The following is a 22,295-nucleotide window of genomic DNA, read 5'->3' on the forward strand; positions in this document are numbered from 1 at the left end:
AACTTTTTTAAATATACAATCATCCTAAAGTATGATTAGCTAAATGATAAATTTCATCCTACCTAGTAATACTTTAGGATGATTATCATACTTTGAAAAAGTGATACAGTATATATGTATATATAGTTTTAACAAATTGGAGATATTATAAGGAGGCTGAACATGTCTAAGGTCGTAGAAAAATTTACTAAATATATAAAATTTGATACTAGATCAAATGAAGAAATGAATACGGTTCCTACTACGCAAGGACAGATGGTGCTGGCAAAAGAATTGTCAAAAGAGCTAAAGAAAATAGGAATGAGAGAGGTTTCAGTAGATGAAAATGGATATGTAATGGCATCGTTACCATCTAATGTTGATAAAGAAGTTCCTACCATAGAATTTATTGCACATATGGACACAAGTCCAGAAGTTTCAGGAATGAACGTAAATCCTAAATTTATTGAAAACTATGATGGTAAGGATATAGTTTTAAATGGAGAAAAAAATATTGTTCTTTCTCCAAAGGATTTTCCAGAATTAAAAGACTATGTTGGAAAAACACTTATTACTACAGATGGGACTACTCTTTTAGGCGCTGATGACAAAGCAGGAATTGCTGAGATTATCACTGCTTTAGAAACTCTAATAGAAAATCCAGAAATTAAGCATGGAAACGTTAAAGTTGCATTTACACCAGATGAAGAAATTGGAAGAGGACCAGATCATTTTGATGTTGAAAAATTCAATGCAAATGCAGCTTATACGGTAGATGGAGGAGATCTTGGAGAATTGGAATACGAAAATTTCAATGCTGCAAGTGCAGAAGTAATTATTAGTGGAATAAATGTTCATCCAGGAAGCGCAAAAGGAATAATGATAAATTCAATGCTTATTGCTGGAGAATTTATGAGTATGCTTCCACAGAATGAAACTCCATCAACTACAGAAGGTTATGAAGGCTTTTATCATATAGTTGCACTTAATGGTGGAGTAGAGCAAACAAAGCTTGAATATATAATAAGAGACTTTGATGAGAAAAATTTTGAAAAAAGAAAACAATTTATAACTGGTGCTGCAGAAAGTTTAAACAAGAAATATGGCAAAAGTATAGTTAAAATTGAAATAAAAGACCAGTATAAAAATATGAAGGAAAAAATTGAGCCTGTAAAACATATAGTTGATATCGCTTTTGAAGCGATGAAATCGGTGGATGTAGTTCCAAAAGTTCAACCTATAAGAGGTGGTACAGATGGAGCTAGCTTATCTTTTAAGGGACTTCCTACACCAAATATATTTACTGGAGGACATAATTTCCATGGTAAGTTTGAGTACATACCCGTGTATTCTATGGAAAAAGCTGTAGAAGTAATACTTAAAATAGTCCAGTTATACGGGAAAATGTAATCAATAAATTAATAAAGGAGGAGAGAAAGATGGAATCAACTGAGCAAAAACAAAAAAAGATGACGTTAATAGCACTAGTATTAATGATTTTTACATCAGTATTTGGATTCACTAATATACCCAGAGCATTTTATTTGATGGGTTATGGTGCAATTCCTTGGTATATTTTATCTGCAATAACTTTTTTTATTCCTTATGCATTTATGATGGCAGAATATGGAGCAGCATTTAAAAATGAAAGAGGTGGAATCTACTCGTGGATGGAAAAGTCTGTTGGAGCTAAATATGCTTTTATAGGAACATTCATGTGGTATGCTTCTTATGTAATTTGGATGGTTAATATATCTTCAACAATATGGGTACCGTTTTCAAATGCTATATTTGGAAGTGACAAAACGGCAACCTGGTCACTATTAGGATTAAATTCCACTCAAGTCTTAGGAATATTAGGGATATGCTGGATTTTAGTTGTAACATTAACAGCATCTAAGGGATTGGAAAAAATAACAAAAGTAACATCAGTAGGTGGTACAGCAGTAGCATTACTTAATATTGTATTATTAATTGGAGCAGTAGCTGTTTTAATAGGAAATGGCGGCCATTTAGCTCAGCCAATTGTATCATCAGCTGCTTTTACACAATCACCAAATCCTGACTATCAAAGTGGCATTAGTGTATTGGCATTTTTAGTATTTGCATTATTTGCTTATGGCGGAATAGAAGCAGTGGGAGGATTGGTAGACCAAACTGAAAAAGCAGAAGTAACATTTCCAAAAGGTGTTACTGTAGCAGCAATAATTATTGCAATAGGATATGCTGTAGGTATATTTTTGTGCGGCATATTTACTAATTGGAAAGAAGTGTTAGCAGTAAAAGGTGTGCACATGGGCAATGTTGCTTATGTGGTAATGCAAAACTTAGGATATCAAATAGGACAAAGCTTTGGATGCAGTCAAGCAACTTCATTGACAATAGGAGCTTGGACAGCTAGGTATGCAGGGTTATCTATGTTTTTAGCACTATCGGGAGCATTTTTTACATTGTGTTATGCGCCATTGAAACAATTAGTGGAAGGTACACCAAAGGAATTATGGCCAGGAAAAATGGCTGAAATTAAAGATGGAATGCCTAAGAATGCTATGTGGGTTCAATGTATATTTGTAGTGGCATTTATAGCACTAGTATCTTTTGGAGGAGATGCAGCGTCTAAATTTTTTAATATATTAATAAAGATGACTAACGTAGCAATGACTGTACCATATATGTTTTTATCAGCTGCATTTATTGCTTTTAAAAAGAAAACAGAAATCAAAAAACCTTTTGAAGTTTTCAAAAGTTATAAGTGGACATGTATTGCTACAGTAGTAGTTACTTTTACCATAGGTTTTGCTAATTTCTTTACAATAATAGAACCAGCAGTACATGGAAATTTAAAAGATACAATATGGATGATTATAGGTCCAGTATTCTTTACTATAATTGCTTTATTGATATATGGATCATATGAAAAGAAAAGTAAAAAAGAATTGCAATAATATCTTAATTTTCAAAATTTCATAGAAATAAATAGTTAACCAGGGTGTATGGCCCTGGTTTTTATTATATAAGTAAATTTATTGGACTTGTTGGACTTAAAAGATTTTTTATTTTACTATAAGGCAATTCAATTTCAAAAATTCCATAGTAGTAAGGTGTGTATTCGTAAACTTGGTAATAAAGCACTAGTGAATTAGGAGTAAGGTAATACTTTTGATCTGGAGTTATACCCTTATACTCATTTATCAGAGTAATGTTATTGTCCTTAATATATTGATTAGCAAGTTCATTTAAAGAATCTACATAATAAATTTTAGGGTTAAATAAATCGCTGAAGTTGTATACTTGTCCTGTATTAACGTTTAATGTTATGGAAGAGTAAGCTGTAAATCCGTGGGCAGCTTTATTTACATAAGTATACATATTAAACAGTATACTTAAAAGACTGCTTTTGTTTAACATTACTTTATAAGTACCTAAAATTTCATTAAAATCTATTTTTTCTGGAAATAGGACTTGAGATGTAAAAAGTTTACTTACTTCATTTATGATAGAAGTATTTATCTTATTTATTATTTGTTCCTTATTTGGATTTGGTATGAATGGATAGCTTATGCTAAATTTTTCAGGTGATATTTTTGCTGTATTTAAGATAATTCCGCTGTTGGACTTATTTCTGAAAAAACATTTAGCAAATGGACAGATATTTTTTGAAATATTATGATTATGTGGCATTTGTATCCTCTCAATAATAGTTTTTTATAGTATAATTTATTTATTAAGTAGTAAAAATGTTCTTCTAGTTTTTTATTAAAAAATAAGCAATAATGAAGTACCCAAATTTGTACGATAAGTTTATAATAGGATAATTCCAATAAACCCTAATATATATGTTAAGTATGTTTTAAGGAAGTGATAATTTGGATGCATTTATAGCTAGACAACCAATATTTAATAAAAAAGAGAAAGTTGTAGCTTATGAATTGCTTTATAGGGATAGTTTTGAAAATTACTATAAGGGCAATGATGAAGATAAAGCTACGTGTAATGTTATAGCAAACGTTTTTTCTCTCGTTGGAGTAGATAAAATTACATGGGGTAAAAAGGCGTTTATCAATTTTCCTAAAAAGCTCATAACAGATGATGTTATTCCGATGTTACCTAAGAATGTAGTAATTGAAATACTTGAAACCGTTGAACCAACTCCAAGAGTAGTAAATGCGTGCAGATACTTGAAAGGGTGTGGTTATACACTTGCACTTGATGATTTTATATTTGATAAAAAGTACATAGAATTATTAGATTTGGCAGATATAGTTAAAGTGGATTTTAAGATGGCGAGATATGAAAAGAAGTTCATATTAAATAATACTAAAAACAATAATATTAAATTTTTAGCGGAAAAAGTTGAAACGCAAGAAGACTATAATAAAGCAAAAAATTTAGGATATGATCTTTTTCAGGGATATTTTTTTAGTAAGCCAACTATAGTATCAGCTAAAGATATTCCAAAGGAAAAATTAATATATGTAGAAATACTTTCTGAATTAAGCAAAAAAAATGTAGATATTGTAAAATTGAAATCACTTATAATAAAAGATTTGTCTATAATATATAAATTTTTAAAGCTCATAAATTCATCTATGTATGGGCTTAAAAGTAAAATTCTTTCACCGCATCAAGCAATAACCTATCTTGGAGAAATAGAATCTTGCAAATGGCTTTATGTTATAGTTTTAGGAAGTATGGGATCTTATAGGTCAAGTGAAATTGTAAGGGCATCTATTGTAAGAGCTAAATTTTGTGAAAGAATTGGATCAAAGTTATACCCTGATGATTTGGAAAAGCAGTATAACTTTTTTATAGTAGGTATGCTTTCTATGCTCGATGTAATACTTGAAAGGAATATGGAGAGTCTATTGAGCGAACTGTTTTTAGAGAAGGATGTAAGGGAAGCCTTAATTGGAAAAGGTAATAAATATAGGGAAGTCCTTGATTTAATAATTTCCTATGAAAGGGCTAGATGGGATGAATGTACAGAATTTTCAAAGAAGTTAAATATAAATATAAGTGCAGTTGTGAAAGAATACATTTTTGCATTGAATTGGGCTAATATAATATGACATAATCGAGAGCTAAGTAGACAAACTTTCATACATTAAACAAACTGAAAGTTAAAAAAATATTGGAGGAGATATATTTCACATATTTTTAATGGAAAAGTCTAAGGAGAGTGGTAAATAAAAAGTTTTAGTGGAAAACTAAACTTCCACCTCCTTAAAATTTAAATTATGTTGACAATGTAAACTTAGTAATGTATTATATATTCATAAGTTGACGCTGTAAACATGATAAGGAGGTAATTTAAACTTATGAAAATATTGGTTATAAATGATAGGCAAAATGAAAACAAGCTTGGAAGGGAAATAATAGAAAAAACTATAAAAACATTTCAAACTAAAAAAATTGAGTTTAAAAGTTACAATTTAGCTTTGGACGATTTACATTATTGTATTGGATGCTTTAGCTGTTGGCTCAAGACTCCTGGTATGTGTGTATTTGATGACCTGGGAAGAAAAATATGTGAGGATTTTATAAAAAGTGATGTTGTATTGTATGTAGGCCCAATAAAATATGGATGTTACAGTCCTGTTATAAAAAGATCACTGGATAGGCAAATACCTAATATACTTCCGTTTTTTGAAGAAGTGAATGGAGAAATGCATCATTCACCACGTTATGACAAGTATCCAGAACTAGTTGCTTTAGGATATAGTGAAGATGTTTCTAGTGAAGAAGAAGAAACTTTTAGTTCTCTTGTTACAGCTAATGGAATAAATCTTCAAAAAAATGGAGCAAAAGCTTATGTGTGCAAAAACGATGCTGATATAGATGAATATATAAGTGATTTTGAAGTCTATTTAAAAGAAAGAGAGGTTAGGTAAAGTGAAAAAGGCATGTTTTGTAAATGGAAGCCCTAGAGAAAGTGGAAGCACTTCAGCTTATTTCATAGGAGAAATGCAGAAATTAATTAAAGATAATGATATAGAAACTCAATGTGTTTATGCAATTAAAGATTTAAAATCAGGTAAGATAGATCAAAGTTTTGAGAAAATTGTAAACTCAGATAGCGTAATATTTGTTTTCCCACTTTATGTTGATAGCATACCATCTAATTTTCTTGATTTTTTATGGAAACTTGAAAATTATATAAAAGAAAATAAGATTGATAAAAATAAACTTCCAGATTTATATGGTGTTATTAATTGTGGATTTGTAGAAGGCATTCAAAATAAAAATGCTGTAAATATAATTTATAACTTTTCGAAAAAGACAGGCTTTGACTTCAAGTTTGCAATAGGTATAGGCGGAGGAGAATTCATTAAGGGTACAAAAGATATAATACCAATTGAGAGTGAAATAAAAAGGAACATCTATCTAGCACTTTGTAAATTTAAAGATAGTATAGAAAGCGGCAGAGAGGACGATGAAAAAGGAGTATTTGTAAGCCCTAAGGTGCCTAGATCACAATTCATACTTAACGGGAATAACGGATGGGTAAAAATGGTGAAAGAAAATAATATGACAAAAGAGGACCTTTTAAAAAAGGTATATTAAAAAAATGAGATATCTCATTTTTTTTTTATAAAAGTTGTATATTAGACAGGTTCTATTATAATGTAATATGTGTACTCAAATTTAGCTATATGCTTTAGAAAGGTGAAAATTGCAAAATGGAGAGTTTAATATACAGTTTAAATGCGACAGTACCTGTGTTTTTAGTTATTGTGGTAGGATATGTGTTAAAACAAATAGGAATGTTGAATGATAATTTCATAGAGGTAGCTAATAAATTTAACTTTAAAGTTACTTTACCGATATTATTATTAACTGATATTGGATCAACTAATATAATTAAAAATTTTGATGGGAAGTACATATTGTTTTGTGCAGTAGTTACATCCATTTGTTTCTGGTCAATTTGGTTTTTTACTAAAAAATTTATGAAGGATTCTTCTATGACAGGAGCTTTTGTACAAGCATCTTTTCGTGGAAGTGCAGCTATACTGGGAATTGCCTTTGTTCAAAATATTTATGGAAATGCGGGGATGGCTCCTATGATGATTATAGGAGCTGTTCCACTTTACAATATATATTCTGTTATTGTACTTACTTTTGAAAGTGAAGATAGCAGAGGAGGAAATGATAGTATAAAAAAAGCATGCATCAATATTATAAAAAACCCCATTATCATTGGAATTTTGCTAGGAATGATAGTGTCACTATTAAATATTCATTTCCCTAAAATAATAGACAAAACACTCAAAAATTTTGCAGTTATGGCATCTCCTTTGGCACTTGTAACTATTGGGGCTGGCTTTGAAGGAACAAAAGCCCTTGCAAAGATAAAACCAACTTTGGCAGCTTCTTTTATAAAACTGGTAGCTCAAGCTGCTGTATTTTTGCCACTAGCAGTATATTTTGGATTTAGAGATCAAGAACTTGTTGCTCTAATTATCATGCTTGGTTCTCCAACTACAGTGAGCTGTTATATAATGGCAAAGAACATGAACAATGATGGTGTTTTGACTTCAAGTGTTGTTGTAGCCACTACTTTATTATCAGCTTTTACTCTAACTTTCTGGATTTTCGTATTAAAGAGCTTTAAATTTATCATATAATTTGTTTTTAAATGAATTGGTGGAGTATATAACCTCCACCAAATTGATAATCTAATCTTCAAATTTAAATAATTCTTCCACAGAAGTATTGAATACTTTTGCGATATCCATTGCTAGTTTTAGTGATGGATTGTATCTACCATTTTCAAGGTGAACAATGGTTTCTCTTCTTACCCCTATTAATTCTGCTAATTCACTTTGTTTCATATTCATTTTTTCTCTATATTCTTTTACTTTTGTTTTTAGAGTTGGCATATTATATACCTCGCATATCAATTACACAGAAAATAATTGCCCGCAGGATAGTTAATGCTACTATACCTATAGCAATCAAGTAGCCTGTCATTACACCACTTGGGGTTATAAATGCGGATGGAAGTAAAATGCCGGCCATAAATAAATAAGAAAGTTTTAGACAAATAGAATCTGTTTTATTAAGGGTTTCTTTTGCAAATTCATCAAAAATCTCTGAGTTTCCTTTTAGTAGTGCTAAAAATACAAGCGTAAGTCCCAGCAATAAATATTCTATTAATATATGAATGGGTTTGAAAGTGAGGCTTACACTCATCCAATAATATATGAGAAATAATAAAGCCGGGATTATTTTAGCACTAATCCAAATTCTTAAACTAATCTTTTTATCTTTCATAATATAATCTCCTTCATGTGATATATTTGTAACTTATGTTATAAATATATCACATGAAATTTTTAAAATCAAGTAAAAAGTGAATTATTTATAAACAGAGTTCTTGGCATCAGATGGAGTTTTGACTCTACCTGTGGTTAGAAATCGTTATCCGGGGACGTAGCTGCTCTTTACTTCCACTTGGAGAAGTGGAAGTATTAGAGCAGGTAGTCATCGGATAACTTTATTAAATATTAAAAAGCCAATGCTTAATTAAGCATTGGCTTTGAATTTTATATTTATATCCAAAATATCGGTGCTTTAATTTTGACACCTATCTCTCGATAGGTGGGTGTTCTCACAGATGTATCTATCGCTTTTAATGCCTTAAAAGGACTCATAAAAAAGTACATATCCTCATCTAAATTTGAACTCCCGATGTTTAAATGTAGGTTCAAAATAAAAGCTTAACGTGTATTTCAGAAGTTGTACACTATAAAATTCATAATAAAAAGAAAAATCATCAACTAAGAATGTAGTCGTTTTCCTTTTGTGAGATTATAATAACATATTTAAGTTGTCATTGCAAGTAGATAATATATGGTAAATTAATGAAGTAATAGAGGATATATCTTATAATATTTTTATTTCTAACAATTATTAGTTAGCTAACTAAATTGTTATTGACAATATGAAAAAGCAATGATATATTAAAAATAAGTTAGTTAGGTAACTAAACATATTGGAGGAATTTTAAATGGCAAATGAAGAATCAATGAAATTATTTATAGAATTACACCGTTTAGGAAGACAAATGCACCGTTTTTCACATAAAATTTCTCATGGAGGAAATCACTTTATGGGAGGACAATCGAGAATGCTTACTATCGTTGCAGAAAATGAGGGTATTACTCAACGACAGCTTGCTGAAATCATGGATGTGAGACCTGCATCAATGACTGTGATGATAGGAAAGATGGAACTATTTGGACTTGTTGAACGTAAGCAAGACGATAAAGATCAGAGAGTTATGCATATTTATATTACAGATAGTGGAAGAAAAGTTGAGGAGGAATCAAGAATTTCTACTCAAAAGTTAGTTGGGTCCCTATTTCAAAGTCTTTCTGATGAAGAAGTAAAACAAATGCTTATGATTACTGAAAAATTATCTAAATCACTTAATGAAGGTGACTCAGGTGATTTACAATGTGGACTTCATGATCATCATAGACATCATGGATTTCATAAACATCATCATGAGTCAGATGACAACCTTAAGCACTTGTTTAGGAATCTTTAAGGAAAGTTTTAGATATGATACCACAGGAAATTCAAGAAAAAATAAGGTCTGTAATTCAGGAAAAGGGATGTAAATTAACAAGTCAAAGGAGTGCAGTATTAAAGGCTTTTTTTGAAAAAAACTATGAACATATGACTGTTGAAGAGGTTCATTATTTTTCAAAAAGTTATTGTAGTAAGATTGGAATTGCCACTGTATATAGGTGCATACTTTCTTTTGAAAAAATTGGTGTGCTGAGGAAAATTGAAACTAATGAGAAGTATGGAAGATATGAATTGGTAATTCCAGATGAAAAATTTGAGCATCCACATTTAGTTTGTGTAAAATGTGGAAAAATAATTGGAGCCTTTGATAGTGAAATTTTAAAGGAATTGGACAAACAGAAAAAGTTTATTGAGAATATATATGACTTTAAAATCAACAGCCAGAGTAATATTTATTATGGAATTTGTGAAGCATGTAAAGATGCATAATAGTTTAGTTTACAAGAGATAGTTAGTATAGTAATATAATATTATTCAAAGAGGGGGGCTAAGTATATGAAATATTATGTTGCTGATGCTTTTACGGATGAAGTGTTTAAGGGAAATCCGGCAGGAGTATGTGTATTAGATGAGTGGCTGCAGGATGATGTAATGCAAAAAATTGCAGCAGAGAACAATTTGTCAGAAACAGCTTTTGTAGTTAAAGGTAAAAATAAAAATGAATATGATCTAAGGTGGTTTACGCCAAAGGCAGAAATAGATTTATGCGGACACGCTACACTGGGGACTTCCTATGTTATTTCCAATTATGTAGATGTTGGAACAGATAAAATGATATTTCATACTGCAAGTGGAATACTTGAAGTCAATCGTAAAAGTGATTTATATGAAATGAATTTTCCTACAAGAGAACCTAAAAAAACTCAAATACCAGAAACAATTTTGGATATCATTGGGGTGAAACCTATAGAAACATACTTATCAAGGGATTTAGTTATAGTAGTTGAAACAGAAGAGCAGGTTAAAAATTTAGCTCCTGATTTTTCTAAAATGTTAAAATTAGAAGTTGGCTCAGGAGTTATCGTAACTGCAAAGGGCAGTGATGTGGATTTTGTATCCCGTTGTTTTTATCCGAAGCTTGGTGTAAATGAAGATCCTGTAACTGGTTCTGCACACAGTAATTTAATACCCTTTTGGTCAAAAAGATTGAATAAAGATAAGATGATAGCAAAACAGCTGTCAAAACGCGGTGGAACATTATATTGTGAACTTTGTGGTGATAGGGTTAAAATAAGTGGAAGAGCTTCACTATATATGGTGGGAAATATTAATATATAGTTATGAGGAGTTAAATGATGGAAAATGGAAAAATAAAACTTATAGTTGCAATGCTCATATTCGGCAGCGTTGGGCTGTTTGTCAAAAATATAGACTTGTCTTCTAGCATGATTGCATTGGTAAGGGGAATAATAGGAAGTATCTTTTTATTTACAGCAAGTTACATAACAAGACAAAATACATCATGGAAAGCCATTAAATCTAATTTAATTCCATTAATAATATCTGGAGCTGCTATAGGTGTCAATTGGATTTTTTTATTTCAAGCATACAAGTATACCACTGTATCAAAAGCTACTTTGTGTTATTATTTTGCACCTGTAATTGTCATGTTTTTGTCTCCATTTATATTGAAGGAAAAATTGAATACAGTTAAGATTATGTGCATCATAGTCGCTATGGCGGGAATGTTTTTAATAGTAGGAGCTGGAAGTAGTGCGGCAGAAAACAATCAATTGCTAGGTATTATATATGGTCTCGCAGCAGCAGCTCTCTATGCCAGTGTGATTATAATAAATAAGTTTATAAAAAATTTATCAGGTATGGAAAGCGGTATGATACAACTTACTGCAGCGGCAGTAGTTCTATTGCCTTATGTATTTGTTACGGAAAAAGTGTCACTTTCACAGTTAGGTTTTAAGTCCATTGTACTTCTTTTAGCTGTGGGAATAATACATACGGGAATAGCTTATCTTCTGTATTTTTCTGCAATACTAAAACTTAAAGGGCAGACAATAGCAATATTCAGCTATATTGATCCCATATCGGCAATAGTTATGTCCAGTATATTTTTAGGAGAAAGAATGACGTTCATACAGGTACTAGGTGGTATTCTCATATTGGGGACAACTTTTATCAATGAGTTATGGGGAAAAAAATCAGATGCAAAGGAATATATGTTGGATTAGAAGGATAGTTTTATGATATTAAGTGTAAGCAGAAGAACAGACATACCAGCTTTTTATAGTGATTGGTTTTTCAATAGAATAAAGGAAGGATTTGTGTTAGTCAAGAATCCGTTTAATTCAAAGCAAGTGAGTAAAGTGATTTTAAATCCTAAAGTAATAGATTGTATAGTATTTTGGACTAAAAATCCTAAAAAAATGATGAATAGATTGGACGAAATTAAAGAATACAACTATTATTTTCAATTCACTTTAAATTCGTATGATAAGACATTGGAGACAAACGTTCCGGAGAAAAAGTATTTGATAAATACATTTATAGAATTATCAAAACGAATTGGTAAGGATAGAGTTATATGGAGGTATGATCCCATAATATTAACTGATAAGTTTACAAAAGATTACCATTATAAGTGGTTTGAGTATCTTTCAAAAAGATTATGCCCATATACAAATAAGTGTATTATCAGCTTTTTAGATTTATACAGGAAAACTGAGCGCAATTTAAAAGAAATAAACATTTTACCAATAGATAAGGATGATATGTTTGAGTTAGCAGAGAAGTTTTCAAAGATAGCTTCTAAGTATAATGTGACTATTGAAACTTGTTCTGAAGAAATAGATTTATCAAAGTTCAATATTAATCACGGTAAATGTATAGATGACAGGTTGATTTCTAAGATATCTGGGGAAAAGCTGTCTATAGATAAAGATCCAAATCAAAGAAAGGTTTGTGGATGTGTAAAGAGCATTGATATAGGAGCGTATAATACATGTAACCATGTTTGTTTATACTGCTATGCTAATTTTAATAGGGATGCTGCTGAAAAGAATTTATTGAAGCATAATAAAAAATCTCCTTTGCTGATAGGTGAGTTGTGTGGAGATGAAAAGGTTATAGACAGAAAGATGAAATCATATAGAGATGGTCAGCTATCTTTTTATAGAAAATAGGATTATGATATAATTGCATTGAGGTGAGTTGATACAATATTAAGTGTAATATTATAAAAAGAGGGAGCTATAAGCTCCCTTAATTTAATTATTCAGAAATATATTCCAAGTATCAGGTTCTATAAAATCCCATCTGTAACTAAAACAATATTTATATTCTAGCTTCTTTTTTATAGAGACTCTTATTTCAATATCTGGAGAATAGTGAATATAAATCTAAATAATCGTCTACTTTATGGTATAATTTCACTGTATAAGGACGATAATTTGAGCGGAGGAATAAAAAGTGAATGAAAAAATACTTTTAGTAGATGATGAAAAGAGCATTTTAGATGTGCTGACCTATGCATTAAAAAGAGAAGGATATTTAGTAGAAAGAGCTTATGATGGAGAGGAAGCACTTCATAAAGTAGATATTTTTAATCCGCATATAGTAATTTTAGATTTAATGCTCCCTGTAATGAACGGATACGATATTTGTAAAAAGTTAGAAAACAAAAATATTGGGATTATCATGCTTACAGCAAAAGAAGATATTGTGGACAAGATACTTGGACTTGAATTTGGAGCAGATGATTATATGACGAAACCATTTGACATAAGAGAACTTCTTGCAAGAATCAAGTCACTTGTAAGGAGACTTAATAAAACTATTGATGAAAAAAAGGATATCGGTGTCATAACTATAAATGATCTTAATATTAATAAAAAAAAGAGAACTGTAAGTATAAAGAATGTTTTGGTAGAGCTTACACCTATGGAATTTGACCTGCTGTATTTACTCCTTTCAAATCCAGGCATAGTATATTCCAGAGAACAGCTTTTAAATATAATATGGAATATGGATTATGTTGGAGGAACGCGAACTGTAGATACACACATTCAAAGGGTAAGGAAAAAGTTAGGTGATAGCTATCAGGATTTAATACAAACCGTTTATGGTATTGGATATAAAGGGGTTGACGAATTATTTGAAGATGGGAATTAAATTCAAGCTCATATCTTTTACAGCTTCACTTTTATTGATTGTAATATCATTTTTGAGTTTCTTAGTACTTAATGGAATAAAAAGTTATCAAAATAAAGAAACACAGGCTATTTTATTTAAGCAAAAGGATATATTTGAAGAATATTTTAGTGAACGCATGAGTTTGAATAAAAATACTGATTATGATGACAGCTTAGCTAGAGGTAGTATTTTTAATAAAGCATGGTTGAGAACTATACCTGCAAATATATATAATACGAAAGGCGAACTGCTTTCGGGGTTTAAGACAGATGCAAAGTTAAATGAAAATGATGAGAAAAAGATTATGATAGACTATGCAATCAAAGGTAAAGTATCTTATAGAGAAATTAATGATGTGATATATTTTTATTCACCCATTAAATATAAGGGCAGTACAGCAGCAATTTTAGAATTGGAATATTCAATTAGAGAAAATAAATTATTTTATAGTGATATAGAAAAATTGTTTTATGGTATAGGTTTTTTAGCTTTAGTTCTTGGTATATTTGTAGGAATCTTTTATTTTTCCAGATTAACTAGAGACATATATGAAATGAAAGATTCAGTAGAAAGCATTCAAAAGAGTGAATTTAGTAAAGTACATAAAGTAAATCGAAATGATGAATTAGGAGAATTGAGCAGTGGTCTTATATTTATGAGTAATACTATAAAACAAAATATTGAGGAACTTCAAGTTGAAAGAGATTCTTTAAGTAGGGCTGTGGATAAATTAAAAAAAATGGACAAGCAACAGAAAGAATTTATAGGAAATGTAACTCATGAATTCAAGACTCCAATTACCAGTATAAAAGCCTATGCAGATGTAATTGGAATGTACACGGATGATTTAAAATTAATTGAAGAAGGTACTCTAAGTATATCAAAAGAATGTGATAGGCTTTCGAGTATGGTAGATAATATATTGAGCTTATCTGCCCTTGAAAAATATGATTTTGAAATAGAAAAAAATGAAGTTAATTTAAAAAAAGTATTGAATGAAATATGTAAAACAATGATGGCAAAAGTCAAGAAAAATAGTTTGATTTTAAAATATGATGCAGAGGATATTGTTGTTACTTTGGATGAAGATAGTTTAAAGCATATTCTAATTAATTTAATTGATAATGCCATAAAATACAATAGGCCAGGTGGCAGTATATATATTGAGTGTTATAAAAATGATAAAGACAAAATAACTATAAGTGTTAAAGATACTGGTATAGGTATGAGTGAAGAAGTACTTCCCCAAATTTTTGAACCATTTTATAGGGCCGATAAACACAGGAGTCGTGAAACAGGAGGAGCTGGACTTGGACTAGCTTTAGTTAAAAAATTAGTTGAAAAACAAGAGGGAAACATAAAGGTAAATTCCAAATTAAATGAAGGTACTACTTTTTATGTTGAATTTTCCACATAAAGTTTACAAGATTGTGACATCTATTTATAACTTTGTGAACAAGTTTTGATAATCTGTTTATAAAGAAAAAGGAGGAAAGTTCAATGTTGAGTAAAAAAGTTTTATCTTTGATTTTGGCTGTAGGAGTTATTGGAGGTGTAAGTGCATTTCAATTAACTCATCATGCAATTGCTAAATCTACACAGGGCATAAAAGTAACAGCATATAAACCTTCTGCTAAAGTTAATGAAAACGGATATCAAATTGATAAATATGAAAATATTGAGAGCACTGCATGGATTAACGAAAATGAAGTGTTGACTTTAACTAGAAAAAGTGAATTTAAAAATGCCGATTCTACTAGAATGATAAGATATTGCAGCATTTATAATTTGAATACAAAAAGTTCTAAAGATTTTAAGAATGCAAATATAGATGAATTTTTAGGAATATCCCCAGATAATAAATTCGTTCTTTATGCAGAAGCAAGGAATATTCCAGTTGAAACCCAGGAATGGAAAAATGCGCTTGCTTCAGGAGACTTACTCCACAAAAATGTAAAGTTATTAAATTTGTCTACAGGTCAGATTACGGATGTAAATACGGAAAAGTTAAACAGTGATGCCCAGTTTATATGGGTAAGTAAGGATAAAATTTTGGCAAATTATTTTAATCATTGGGCAGTAATTGATACAACTGGGAAAGTATATGCTGATGGAAATTACAATGGTGGAGAACATGATGATGCATGGATATCCGGTGTAGATGATATTAAGGATTTAGGAAGTAGTGTAGAAGGCAAATTTTATTATACTCAATACGAGGAGAATGGCAAAAAAGGACTAGAAGGAATAAAATTATGTTCCATGGATGTGAAGACTAAAGAGATAAAAGATATTTATGATACTAAATATTCTTTACATGCAGATAAAAAGGGAAAGACCATTATAATGGACAACTACAATAACAATGGTGATGCAGTTGATGGAGTTTATGTAAACAGAACTTTTGGAGCACTTGTTATGAATGAATCTGGTAAGGTACTTCAAGATATTAAACTTCCTAAAGGTAGAATAAGCTCTGGAGTACCTACTTCTGAATATATACTATCACCTGATGGAAGTAAAGCTGCTTATGTAGAGAGAAATAATGAAATTAGTCATCAGGTAGGTTCGGATAATAAGGATCCTGATATAGCTATTAAGGTCATAGATACTAAGACAGGTGATACAAAGGAGATAGTAAAGGCATCGAGCTTAAAGGATAAAAATGAAGGGAACAATTATACTACAATTAAGATTAAAGATAAGGATGGTAATGTTAAAGAAAAGAAGATTAAGAGAGAACCTGGAATCTCAAATATTTCCTGGGATAGTACAAGTACCGCACTGTCATTTACTTATGGAAGTTCTTCAGATCCGTTTAATAAAGACAACATAAATACTTATATAGTTACTTTTGATAAATAACCTCTTTATAAATTAACTTTTGCACATATAAAATTTTCACTTAATATAAGTAAATTGCGAAGCAATTTTTTAAATAACAAAGTTCAAAGTTCAAATATCAAATAAGGATAATTTTCTTCCTAACGTCAGGAAATATTAAAATTATAGATTTCCTGAGGTACGATGGAAATCATCTTTATCTGTTCTTTGTTATTTGAACTTTGTTATTTTTAAAAGCTTTGCTTCGCAAAGTTTTTAAACTGCGAAAATTGGGCTATAATCGTGGATCTATACAATTAGTTTAAAATTATCTTTAGTAACTCCACATATTGGACAAGTCCAATCATCTGGTATGTTTTCAAATGGGGTACCAGCTGGAATTCCTGAGCCAGGATCTCCAACAGCTGGATCATAAATGTATCCACATACTGTACATTCATATTTTCCTATATTTTTTGAAGTTTGATTTTTATTTTGTGGGATGTTTGCTTCAACCTTAGGTGAGATTCCTCGTTTCATATCCTGGTAATATTTATAGGTAATTTGTTCTACATCGTTGATCAGTTCTGCATTTAGTACTTTACAGATAAATATTGTATGAGTAAAAACATCAATTTCTTTTTCAACTTTTAATTCAAAATAGGATGATGTGTTGTCTAATATTATAGGGACACCACTTTCTATTGTTTTAAATGATACTCCTTCAAATTTATCAATGTCCCTTCCTGATTTAAATCCAAATTTGCCTATGAATTCAATAGGAGTTTCTATGGATAGGGCAGATACACCTATCAATTTACTGCTTTGTATATAATCATGGGTAAGATTTTTTTTGTTAATGCTCACTGCGAGAATAGCAGGATTTGATGTTATTTGAAAAACTGTATTTGCAATTTGAGCATTTTTCTTTCCTTCTGAAATAGAACTTACAAGGTATAGTCCATAACTTAATTTGTAAAAAGCTTTATTATCAATCATAAATTTATATACCTACATGTAAGATCATGTAAGTAATCCCCCTCCTTTATATATTAAAAATTATTGGTTGGCATTTGCATTTACAGGCGGTACAAAAGTTCTTGATTGAAGTTCTGTATCTAGCATATAAAGTGCTGCAGAATTATCACTTATTTTATCCAACTTTTTAACTATCTTACTAAAAGTATCTTCTTCTTCAATTTGTTCATCTATAAACCACTTGAGTAAGCTTGCTGTGGCATGTTCTTTTTCTTCAGTAGCAAGATCCATCAAATTGTAAATTCTTGCAGTAACTTTTTTTTCATGTGTTAGTGCTTTGTTGAAAACATCATTTATTGAATCATAATTGTTATCAGGTGAATCTATAGATCCAATGAGTATTCTAGCATTTGTCCTTTTTAGAAAATCATAAAATTTTGATATATGGTAGTTTTCTTCTTCAATTTGCACTTTAAAGAAATTTGAAAATCCATCTAGATCCAATGAATCACAGTATGCCTTCATAGAAAAGTAAATATTTGCTGAGTACATTTCATAGTTTATCTGATCGTTTATAGCTTTTATAAGTTTATCACTTAACATAGTATAAGCTTCCTTTCTTTCGTAGTTTAGATTAAGTTACATTTTAGTATAAATTATATAAAATAAAATTATACATTTTACAATTTCCCTTGAGATCTCAAAAGTTAATATTGCGGGAACATTAGATATTAAATCATAATTGTTATTATTTAATATCTAATGTTAGAATATCACATTTAATATAAATTTTCAATACTTATATTGCAGATAATATTTTTTATATGTATTAACATTTAAAATATTATGTAAATTAAAATTAATGTAAACAATAAATTTTTGACAATTATACATAATAAATTCTTTTACTGCCATACTAAATTTGTAATTAGTCTAAGAATTTTTTAGCAAAACTTTAGTACAATATTAAAAGGTTAAATAGACTAATAGTAATTTATTATAAAATCAACTACATATGGAGATTTTATTAGTGAGTTATTATGATAAATTTAAGAATAATAAAATTTGGGAGGTACACGTTATATGAATGGTACAGTAAAATGGTTTAATGGAGAAAAGGGATTTGGATTCATTACAGGAGAAGATGGAAAAGATGTTTTTGCACATTTTTCTCAAATAAATTCAAATGGTTATAAGTCACTCGATGAAGGTCAGAAAGTTTCTTATGATGTAGTTGAAGGACCAAAAGGACTTCAAGCAGAGAATATTACTACTATTTAGTTAATGAAATTTACCCCTTAAATAATCATTTTATTTGAGGGGCTTTTAGTTATCTAAAAATTTGTGATGCCTAATTTTATTATTGATTTCTTTTAGAAAATTCATTAATTAAGCTTCTTGCAATAGTGAATTTTTTAGGTATGTTAGGAAAATTATCTTTTGTAAACCAATCAGCTTGTTTTATTTCACTTCCATCAACTTTTATCTGGTCAGATTCATATTCTGCAAAAAATCCTATCATTAAGGAATTTGGAAATGGCCATGGGGAGCTTCTGTAATACTCAATATTTTTCACTTTTATACCAACCTCTTCAAAAACCTCTCTTTTTACAGCACTATTTAAGTCTTCTCCAGCCTCTACAAAGCCGGCAATTAATCCGTACATATTGTCTTTAAATCCATTGTTATGTGCAAGAAGTATCTTATCACCCTTAGTAACTGCAACTATTATTGCCGGACAAATTACAGGATACATTATGTGATTACAGTTTGGACAAATTTTAGCCATTTCATCTTTTTTATTTTCTGTTTTAGAGCCACATTTGCCACAGAATCTATGAGTCTTATCCCAATTCAGTATTTGGCTAGCCCGTCCTGATATTAAAAAAGATTGTTCATCAAGTAGAGAACCAAGGTCGTACAAGTCCATTAAGTTGAAATTAATTGGTAAATTCAATTCAGAAGTTGATTCAATGGCAAAGCAAGATTTTTTTTCAATGCTGCCTAAAAAGAATTCAGTTTGATACTCAATATTTAGCAATTTAATATCGTCAAAGGTAGGAATGACAAAAGTATTTCCTTCTTTTTTTACTAAGAGATTTTGGTTATGAAACACACAGCATAAGTCGCTAGCTTTACCTTTTTTTAAGGTATCAGATGATATTTTAAAATTATTATTCATGTGCGGCAAATCCTTTCATACTATTTATATAATAAACAATTATTTTTTATTATAACACTTGATTCGACATATATGGAGATTATTTGTTCATTTTAACAAATTTTTAAGTTGCTATAAGAAATATGCTTCTAGTAAGCTAAAATTTTTATATATTGATTACATAATACAAGATAAAAAGTGCAATAATAACTTAGATGGAATAAATAAGGAGGTGATTTAGTATGCAGCACCAAACTTTAGCACCACATGAATCAATGGAAATACATGAGATGCTAAATTTTAAAACAGTATCTATAGTAAAGTCCAAGATGATGCAAGGCTTAGTTTTTGATCAAGATCTCAAGAAACTTATGGAAAAGGATGTGCAGCAATCAATGGGTGCTATAAATGATTTACAAGGACTACTGCAAAAGGTTTCTAATATAAAAGAGGAGAAGGTGAAATTATATGAATAATGACTATTTAGAAATAAGAAATGCTGAGGGTATGCCTAAAATTGTTGATTCAACTGCAGCACTGGATTTTTTACTATCTGCCAAAACTGGAATTAGAAATTGTGCCATTGCGCTAACCGAAACTGCTACTCCAGAAGTTAGAACAGTTTTACATAATCAATTGAAAAATGCAATTAATATGCATGATGAGATATCAAATCTTATGGTAAACAAAGGATGGTTTCATCCCTGTGATTTAGATAAACAATTTCAAACAGATATAGAGTCATCTAACACAGCAGTACAAATTTCTAAAATGGAGCTTTTCCATGGGAACACGAGTAGACTGGGAACATTTGCAACACCAGAAAAATAGTTAGGAGGCAGCAGGTATAATGAAAGCTGTAACGTTTCAAGGTATAAAAAATGTAAAGGTTAAAGATGTTAAGGAACCTGAGGTTCACAAAAATGATGATATAATAGTAAAACTTACAACTACAGCTATATGTGGATCGGATTTACACTTAATTCATGATATGATTCCTAATTTGCCCCAGGATTACATAATAGGGCACGAACCTATGGGAATTGTGGAAGAGGTAGGACCCGATGTTACAAAAGTGAAAAAAGGAGATAGGGTTATTGTACCATTTAATGTAAGCTGTGGTGAATGTTATTATTGTAAACATGGTCTTACAAGCCAGTGCAATAATTCAAATCCCCATGGAGAAACAGGAGCTTATTTTGGATATACTGAAACCTTTGGAGGATACCCCGGAGGTCAGGCTGAATACATGAGAGTTCCTTATGGAAATTTTACGCCTTTTCGTATTCCAGAAGACTGCGAAGTAGAGGACGATAAGCTAGTTCTTCTTGCTGATGTTGTACCTACAGCTTATTGGAGTGTGGAGAATTCTGGAGTTAAGGCTGGAGATACAGTAATAGTGTTAGGTTGTGGACCAGTTGGACTTATGGTACAAAAATTTGCATGGCTTAACAATGCTGAGAGAGTAATTGCAGTTGATAATATACAGTATAGATTAGAACATGCAAGACTTCACAATAATGTTGAAGTAGTAAATTTTGAGGAACATGAAAATACTGGAGAATATCTAAGGGAAATTACCCATGGGGGAGCAGATATTGTTATAGATTGTGCAGGAATGGATGGAAAGATGACACCTATGGAGTATTTGGAAACTGGTTTAAAATTGCAAGGAGGAGCTATGGGTGCTTTGGTAATAGCAACACAATCAGTTAGAAAAGGGGGAGTTATTCAACTCACGGGTGTTTATGGTGGAAGGTACAATGCATTTCCACTTGGAGATATATTTAGCCGTAATATAAATATAAGAACAGGTCAAGCTCCCGTCATTCCATATATGTCAAAGCTCTACAGCATGCTTGCAGAAGGAAAGGTTGATCCAAGTGATATTATTACACATAAATTGCCTTTAGATCAGGCAGAACATGGATATGAAGTTTTTGATACTAAAACAGAAGGTTGCATTAAAGTTGTTCTTAAACCATGATGGAGGTGATACAAATGTCAAAGCAAAGTGCTATAGCACCACATGAAAGTATTGAAGTGCATGAGCTTTTAACCTTTAAAAATATTTGCCTTACAAAATCAACTACTGCAGCTAAACTAGTATCAGATAGTGAGCTTAAGACAATTTTACAAAATGATGTATCTACAACAAAACGACAAATTCAGGAGTTAAAAGAAATTATGGAACGATCATGTAATGTAAAATAGATCATAGAGGGAAGGTAAATTTATGAATTCAATAATAGAAAGCCTTACTGGAATGGATAAGATGAGTGATCAGGTCATTGCCACAGACTTTTTAATAGCAGCTAAAAGTGGAATAAGAAACTATTCCATTGCCATAACTGAAACTATATCAGAGGATGTGAAAGAGGTACTTAAAAAACAATTAGAAGATTCTATCCAAACTTATGAAACAATTACTGATTATATGATGAAAAATGGATATTATCATCCATATAATATGGATGAACAGTTTAAAGTGGATATGAAAACGACGAATACAGCGTTAAATTTAACAGAAGGTATGTAACAGGAGAAGGTTGTCTTAAAGTAAAATTTGAGATAACCTTCTTTATTTCAAAAATTTTAAGCATAATCC

Annotated in this window: 26 protein-coding genes; 20 read left to right on the forward strand and 6 right to left on the reverse strand. The window is 30.4% G+C overall.

Going from position 1 to position 22,295, the window contains the following annotated elements:
• Positions 1–162: 162 nt before the first annotated feature.
• Positions 163–1,389 (forward strand): peptidase T, encoded by a 1,227-nt coding sequence (gene pepT / locus CLJU_RS09460; protein ID WP_013238585.1) that lies wholly within the window; start codon positions 163–165, stop codon positions 1,387–1,389.
• 29 nt (positions 1,390–1,418) lie between these two features.
• Positions 1,419–2,924, forward strand: coding sequence for a glutamate/gamma-aminobutyrate family transporter YjeM (gene yjeM / locus CLJU_RS09465; protein WP_013238586.1), 1,506 nt, complete (start codon positions 1,419–1,421; stop codon positions 2,922–2,924).
• Between the two features lie 64 nt (positions 2,925–2,988).
• Here yjeM and CLJU_RS09470 read toward each other — a convergent pair whose 3' ends face one another.
• Positions 2,989–3,660, reverse strand: coding sequence for a DUF3298 and DUF4163 domain-containing protein (locus CLJU_RS09470; RefSeq protein ID WP_013238587.1), 672 nt, complete (start codon positions 3,658–3,660; stop codon positions 2,989–2,991).
• A gap of 185 nt (positions 3,661–3,845) precedes the next feature.
• On the opposite strand from CLJU_RS09470, the gene CLJU_RS09475 reads away from it, so the two are divergent.
• The 4 genes from CLJU_RS09475 (at position 3,846) to CLJU_RS09490 (ending at position 7,607) form a co-directional block, all read left to right on the forward strand.
• Complete coding sequence (locus tag CLJU_RS09475) at positions 3,846–5,048, forward strand: EAL and HDOD domain-containing protein (protein WP_013238588.1); 1,203 nt, start codon at positions 3,846–3,848, stop codon at positions 5,046–5,048.
• 249 nt (positions 5,049–5,297) lie between these two features.
• Positions 5,298–5,870, forward strand: coding sequence for an NAD(P)H-dependent oxidoreductase (locus tag CLJU_RS09480; protein WP_013238589.1), 573 nt, complete (start codon positions 5,298–5,300; stop codon positions 5,868–5,870).
• 1 nt (position 5,871) lies between these two features.
• Positions 5,872–6,543: a flavodoxin family protein gene (locus CLJU_RS09485; protein ID WP_013238590.1), complete on the forward strand. Its 672-nt coding sequence runs from the start codon at positions 5,872–5,874 to the stop codon at positions 6,541–6,543.
• Between the two features lie 116 nt (positions 6,544–6,659).
• Positions 6,660–7,607 (forward strand): AEC family transporter, encoded by a 948-nt coding sequence (locus CLJU_RS09490; RefSeq protein WP_013238591.1) that lies wholly within the window; start codon positions 6,660–6,662, stop codon positions 7,605–7,607.
• A gap of 51 nt (positions 7,608–7,658) precedes the next feature.
• Here the strand turns inward: CLJU_RS09490 and CLJU_RS09495 are convergent, their stop codons facing one another.
• Both CLJU_RS09495 and CLJU_RS09500 read right to left on the reverse strand, forming a co-directional pair.
• Entirely contained in the window at positions 7,659–7,862 is a 204-nt protein-coding gene (locus tag CLJU_RS09495) for a helix-turn-helix transcriptional regulator (protein ID WP_013238592.1), read from the reverse strand.
• Position 7,863: 1 nt separating this feature from the next.
• Positions 7,864–8,256 carry a hypothetical protein gene (locus CLJU_RS09500; RefSeq protein ID WP_013238593.1) on the reverse strand — a complete coding sequence of 131 codons (393 nt, stop codon included), beginning with the start codon at positions 8,254–8,256 and terminating at the stop codon, positions 7,864–7,866.
• Positions 8,257–8,992: 736 nt separating this feature from the next.
• Here CLJU_RS09500 and CLJU_RS09505 point away from each other — a divergent pair.
• From CLJU_RS09505 to CLJU_RS09540, 8 genes are all read left to right on the forward strand, one after another.
• A complete protein-coding gene (locus CLJU_RS09505) occupies positions 8,993–9,535 on the forward strand; it encodes a MarR family winged helix-turn-helix transcriptional regulator (RefSeq protein ID WP_013238594.1) in 543 nt (180 codons plus the stop codon).
• A 14-nt stretch (positions 9,536–9,549) separates the two neighbouring features.
• Complete coding sequence (locus CLJU_RS09510) at positions 9,550–10,008, forward strand: Fur family transcriptional regulator (RefSeq protein ID WP_013238595.1); 459 nt, start codon at positions 9,550–9,552, stop codon at positions 10,006–10,008.
• 66 nt (positions 10,009–10,074) lie between these two features.
• On the forward strand, positions 10,075–10,857 hold the full coding sequence (locus CLJU_RS09515) for a PhzF family phenazine biosynthesis protein (protein ID WP_013238596.1): 783 nt from the start codon (positions 10,075–10,077) through the stop codon (positions 10,855–10,857).
• A gap of 17 nt (positions 10,858–10,874) precedes the next feature.
• The gene (locus CLJU_RS09520) at positions 10,875–11,765 is read left to right on the forward strand and encodes a DMT family transporter (protein ID WP_023161648.1); all 891 of its coding nucleotides are present in this window, start codon (positions 10,875–10,877) and stop codon (positions 11,763–11,765) included.
• Between the two features lie 12 nt (positions 11,766–11,777).
• The gene (locus CLJU_RS09525; RefSeq protein ID WP_013238598.1) at positions 11,778–12,716 is read left to right on the forward strand and encodes a DUF1848 domain-containing protein; all 939 of its coding nucleotides are present in this window, start codon (positions 11,778–11,780) and stop codon (positions 12,714–12,716) included.
• A 286-nt stretch (positions 12,717–13,002) separates the two neighbouring features.
• Positions 13,003–13,704, forward strand: a complete 702-nt coding sequence (locus tag CLJU_RS09530) for a response regulator transcription factor (RefSeq protein WP_013238599.1) — start codon at positions 13,003–13,005, stop codon at positions 13,702–13,704.
• Positions 13,694–15,142, forward strand: a complete 1,449-nt coding sequence (locus CLJU_RS09535; RefSeq protein WP_242825724.1) for a HAMP domain-containing sensor histidine kinase — start codon at positions 13,694–13,696, stop codon at positions 15,140–15,142. Before CLJU_RS09530 ends, CLJU_RS09535 begins: the two co-directional genes overlap by 11 nt.
• Positions 15,143–15,225: 83 nt before the next feature.
• Positions 15,226–16,590 (forward strand): hypothetical protein, encoded by a 1,365-nt coding sequence (locus tag CLJU_RS09540; protein ID WP_013238601.1) that lies wholly within the window; start codon positions 15,226–15,228, stop codon positions 16,588–16,590.
• Positions 16,591–16,857: 267 nt separating this feature from the next.
• On the opposite strand, the gene CLJU_RS09545 is transcribed toward CLJU_RS09540, so the two are convergent.
• Both CLJU_RS09545 and CLJU_RS09550 read right to left on the reverse strand, forming a co-directional pair.
• Positions 16,858–17,547, reverse strand: coding sequence for a flavin reductase (locus CLJU_RS09545; protein ID WP_013238602.1), 690 nt, complete (start codon positions 17,545–17,547; stop codon positions 16,858–16,860).
• A gap of 60 nt (positions 17,548–17,607) precedes the next feature.
• A complete protein-coding gene (locus CLJU_RS09550; protein WP_013238603.1) occupies positions 17,608–18,129 on the reverse strand; it encodes a ferritin in 522 nt (173 codons plus the stop codon).
• 480 nt (positions 18,130–18,609) lie between these two features.
• Here CLJU_RS09550 and CLJU_RS09555 point away from each other — a divergent pair, with 480 nt between their 5' ends.
• Positions 18,610–18,807, forward strand: coding sequence for a cold-shock protein (locus tag CLJU_RS09555; protein ID WP_013238604.1), 198 nt, complete (start codon positions 18,610–18,612; stop codon positions 18,805–18,807).
• Between the two features lie 79 nt (positions 18,808–18,886).
• On the opposite strand, the gene nudC is transcribed toward CLJU_RS09555, so the two are convergent.
• Positions 18,887–19,708, reverse strand: coding sequence for an NAD(+) diphosphatase (nudC, locus tag CLJU_RS09560; RefSeq protein WP_013238605.1), 822 nt, complete (start codon positions 19,706–19,708; stop codon positions 18,887–18,889).
• A gap of 221 nt (positions 19,709–19,929) precedes the next feature.
• Between nudC and CLJU_RS09565 the strand changes: the two genes are divergently transcribed.
• From CLJU_RS09565 to CLJU_RS09585, 5 genes are read left to right on the forward strand one after another with little or no spacing between them, the layout of a single operon-like run.
• Positions 19,930–20,163: a hypothetical protein gene (locus tag CLJU_RS09565; RefSeq protein WP_013238606.1), complete on the forward strand. Its 234-nt coding sequence runs from the start codon at positions 19,930–19,932 to the stop codon at positions 20,161–20,163.
• Positions 20,156–20,518, forward strand: coding sequence for a spore coat protein (locus CLJU_RS09570; protein ID WP_013238607.1), 363 nt, complete (start codon positions 20,156–20,158; stop codon positions 20,516–20,518). Before CLJU_RS09565 ends, CLJU_RS09570 begins: the two co-directional genes overlap by 8 nt.
• Positions 20,519–20,537: 19 nt before the next feature.
• Complete coding sequence (locus tag CLJU_RS09575) at positions 20,538–21,674, forward strand: zinc-dependent alcohol dehydrogenase (RefSeq protein ID WP_013238608.1); 1,137 nt, start codon at positions 20,538–20,540, stop codon at positions 21,672–21,674.
• A gap of 14 nt (positions 21,675–21,688) precedes the next feature.
• The gene (locus tag CLJU_RS09580; RefSeq protein ID WP_013238609.1) at positions 21,689–21,901 is read left to right on the forward strand and encodes a spore coat protein; all 213 of its coding nucleotides are present in this window, start codon (positions 21,689–21,691) and stop codon (positions 21,899–21,901) included.
• A 22-nt stretch (positions 21,902–21,923) separates the two neighbouring features.
• Positions 21,924–22,226 (forward strand): spore coat protein, encoded by a 303-nt coding sequence (locus tag CLJU_RS09585; RefSeq protein ID WP_013238610.1) that lies wholly within the window; start codon positions 21,924–21,926, stop codon positions 22,224–22,226.
• The last annotated feature ends 69 nt before the right edge of the window (positions 22,227–22,295 follow it).

It is taken from the genome of Clostridium ljungdahlii DSM 13528 (genome assembly GCF_000143685.1).
Taxonomy (GTDB): domain Bacteria; phylum Bacillota; class Clostridia; order Clostridiales; family Clostridiaceae; genus Clostridium_B; species Clostridium_B ljungdahlii.

Coding starts and splice junctions, on each gene's coding strand:
- CLJU_RS09550 (WP_013238603.1), bottom strand. CDS start 18,129: ATGTTAAGTGATAAACTTATAAAAGCTATAAACGATCAGATAAACTAT.
- pepT (WP_013238585.1), top strand. CDS start 163: ATGTCTAAGGTCGTAGAAAAATTTACTAAATATATAAAATTTGATACT.
- yjeM (WP_013238586.1), top strand. CDS start 1,419: ATGGAATCAACTGAGCAAAAACAAAAAAAGATGACGTTAATAGCACTA.
- CLJU_RS09470 (WP_013238587.1), bottom strand. CDS start 3,660: ATGCCACATAATCATAATATTTCAAAAAATATCTGTCCATTTGCTAAA.
- CLJU_RS09480 (WP_013238589.1), top strand. CDS start 5,298: ATGAAAATATTGGTTATAAATGATAGGCAAAATGAAAACAAGCTTGGA.
- CLJU_RS09520 (WP_023161648.1), top strand. CDS start 10,875: ATGGAAAATGGAAAAATAAAACTTATAGTTGCAATGCTCATATTCGGC.
- CLJU_RS09545 (WP_013238602.1), bottom strand. CDS start 17,547: ATGATTGATAATAAAGCTTTTTACAAATTAAGTTATGGACTATACCTT.
- CLJU_RS09535 (WP_242825724.1), top strand. CDS start 13,694: ATGGGAATTAAATTCAAGCTCATATCTTTTACAGCTTCACTTTTATTG.
- CLJU_RS09565 (WP_013238606.1), top strand. CDS start 19,930: ATGCAGCACCAAACTTTAGCACCACATGAATCAATGGAAATACATGAG.
- CLJU_RS09585 (WP_013238610.1), top strand. CDS start 21,924: ATGAATTCAATAATAGAAAGCCTTACTGGAATGGATAAGATGAGTGAT.
- CLJU_RS09500 (WP_013238593.1), bottom strand. CDS start 8,256: ATGAAAGATAAAAAGATTAGTTTAAGAATTTGGATTAGTGCTAAAATA.
- CLJU_RS09525 (WP_013238598.1), top strand. CDS start 11,778: ATGATATTAAGTGTAAGCAGAAGAACAGACATACCAGCTTTTTATAGT.
- CLJU_RS09490 (WP_013238591.1), top strand. CDS start 6,660: ATGGAGAGTTTAATATACAGTTTAAATGCGACAGTACCTGTGTTTTTA.
- CLJU_RS09575 (WP_013238608.1), top strand. CDS start 20,538: ATGAAAGCTGTAACGTTTCAAGGTATAAAAAATGTAAAGGTTAAAGAT.
- nudC (WP_013238605.1), bottom strand. CDS start 19,708: ATGAATAATAATTTTAAAATATCATCTGATACCTTAAAAAAAGGTAAA.
- CLJU_RS09580 (WP_013238609.1), top strand. CDS start 21,689: ATGTCAAAGCAAAGTGCTATAGCACCACATGAAAGTATTGAAGTGCAT.
- CLJU_RS09495 (WP_013238592.1), bottom strand. CDS start 7,862: ATGCCAACTCTAAAAACAAAAGTAAAAGAATATAGAGAAAAAATGAAT.
- CLJU_RS09555 (WP_013238604.1), top strand. CDS start 18,610: ATGAATGGTACAGTAAAATGGTTTAATGGAGAAAAGGGATTTGGATTC.
- CLJU_RS09505 (WP_013238594.1), top strand. CDS start 8,993: ATGGCAAATGAAGAATCAATGAAATTATTTATAGAATTACACCGTTTA.
- CLJU_RS09515 (WP_013238596.1), top strand. CDS start 10,075: ATGAAATATTATGTTGCTGATGCTTTTACGGATGAAGTGTTTAAGGGA.
- CLJU_RS09540 (WP_013238601.1), top strand. CDS start 15,226: ATGTTGAGTAAAAAAGTTTTATCTTTGATTTTGGCTGTAGGAGTTATT.
- CLJU_RS09570 (WP_013238607.1), top strand. CDS start 20,156: ATGAATAATGACTATTTAGAAATAAGAAATGCTGAGGGTATGCCTAAA.
- CLJU_RS09510 (WP_013238595.1), top strand. CDS start 9,550: ATGATACCACAGGAAATTCAAGAAAAAATAAGGTCTGTAATTCAGGAA.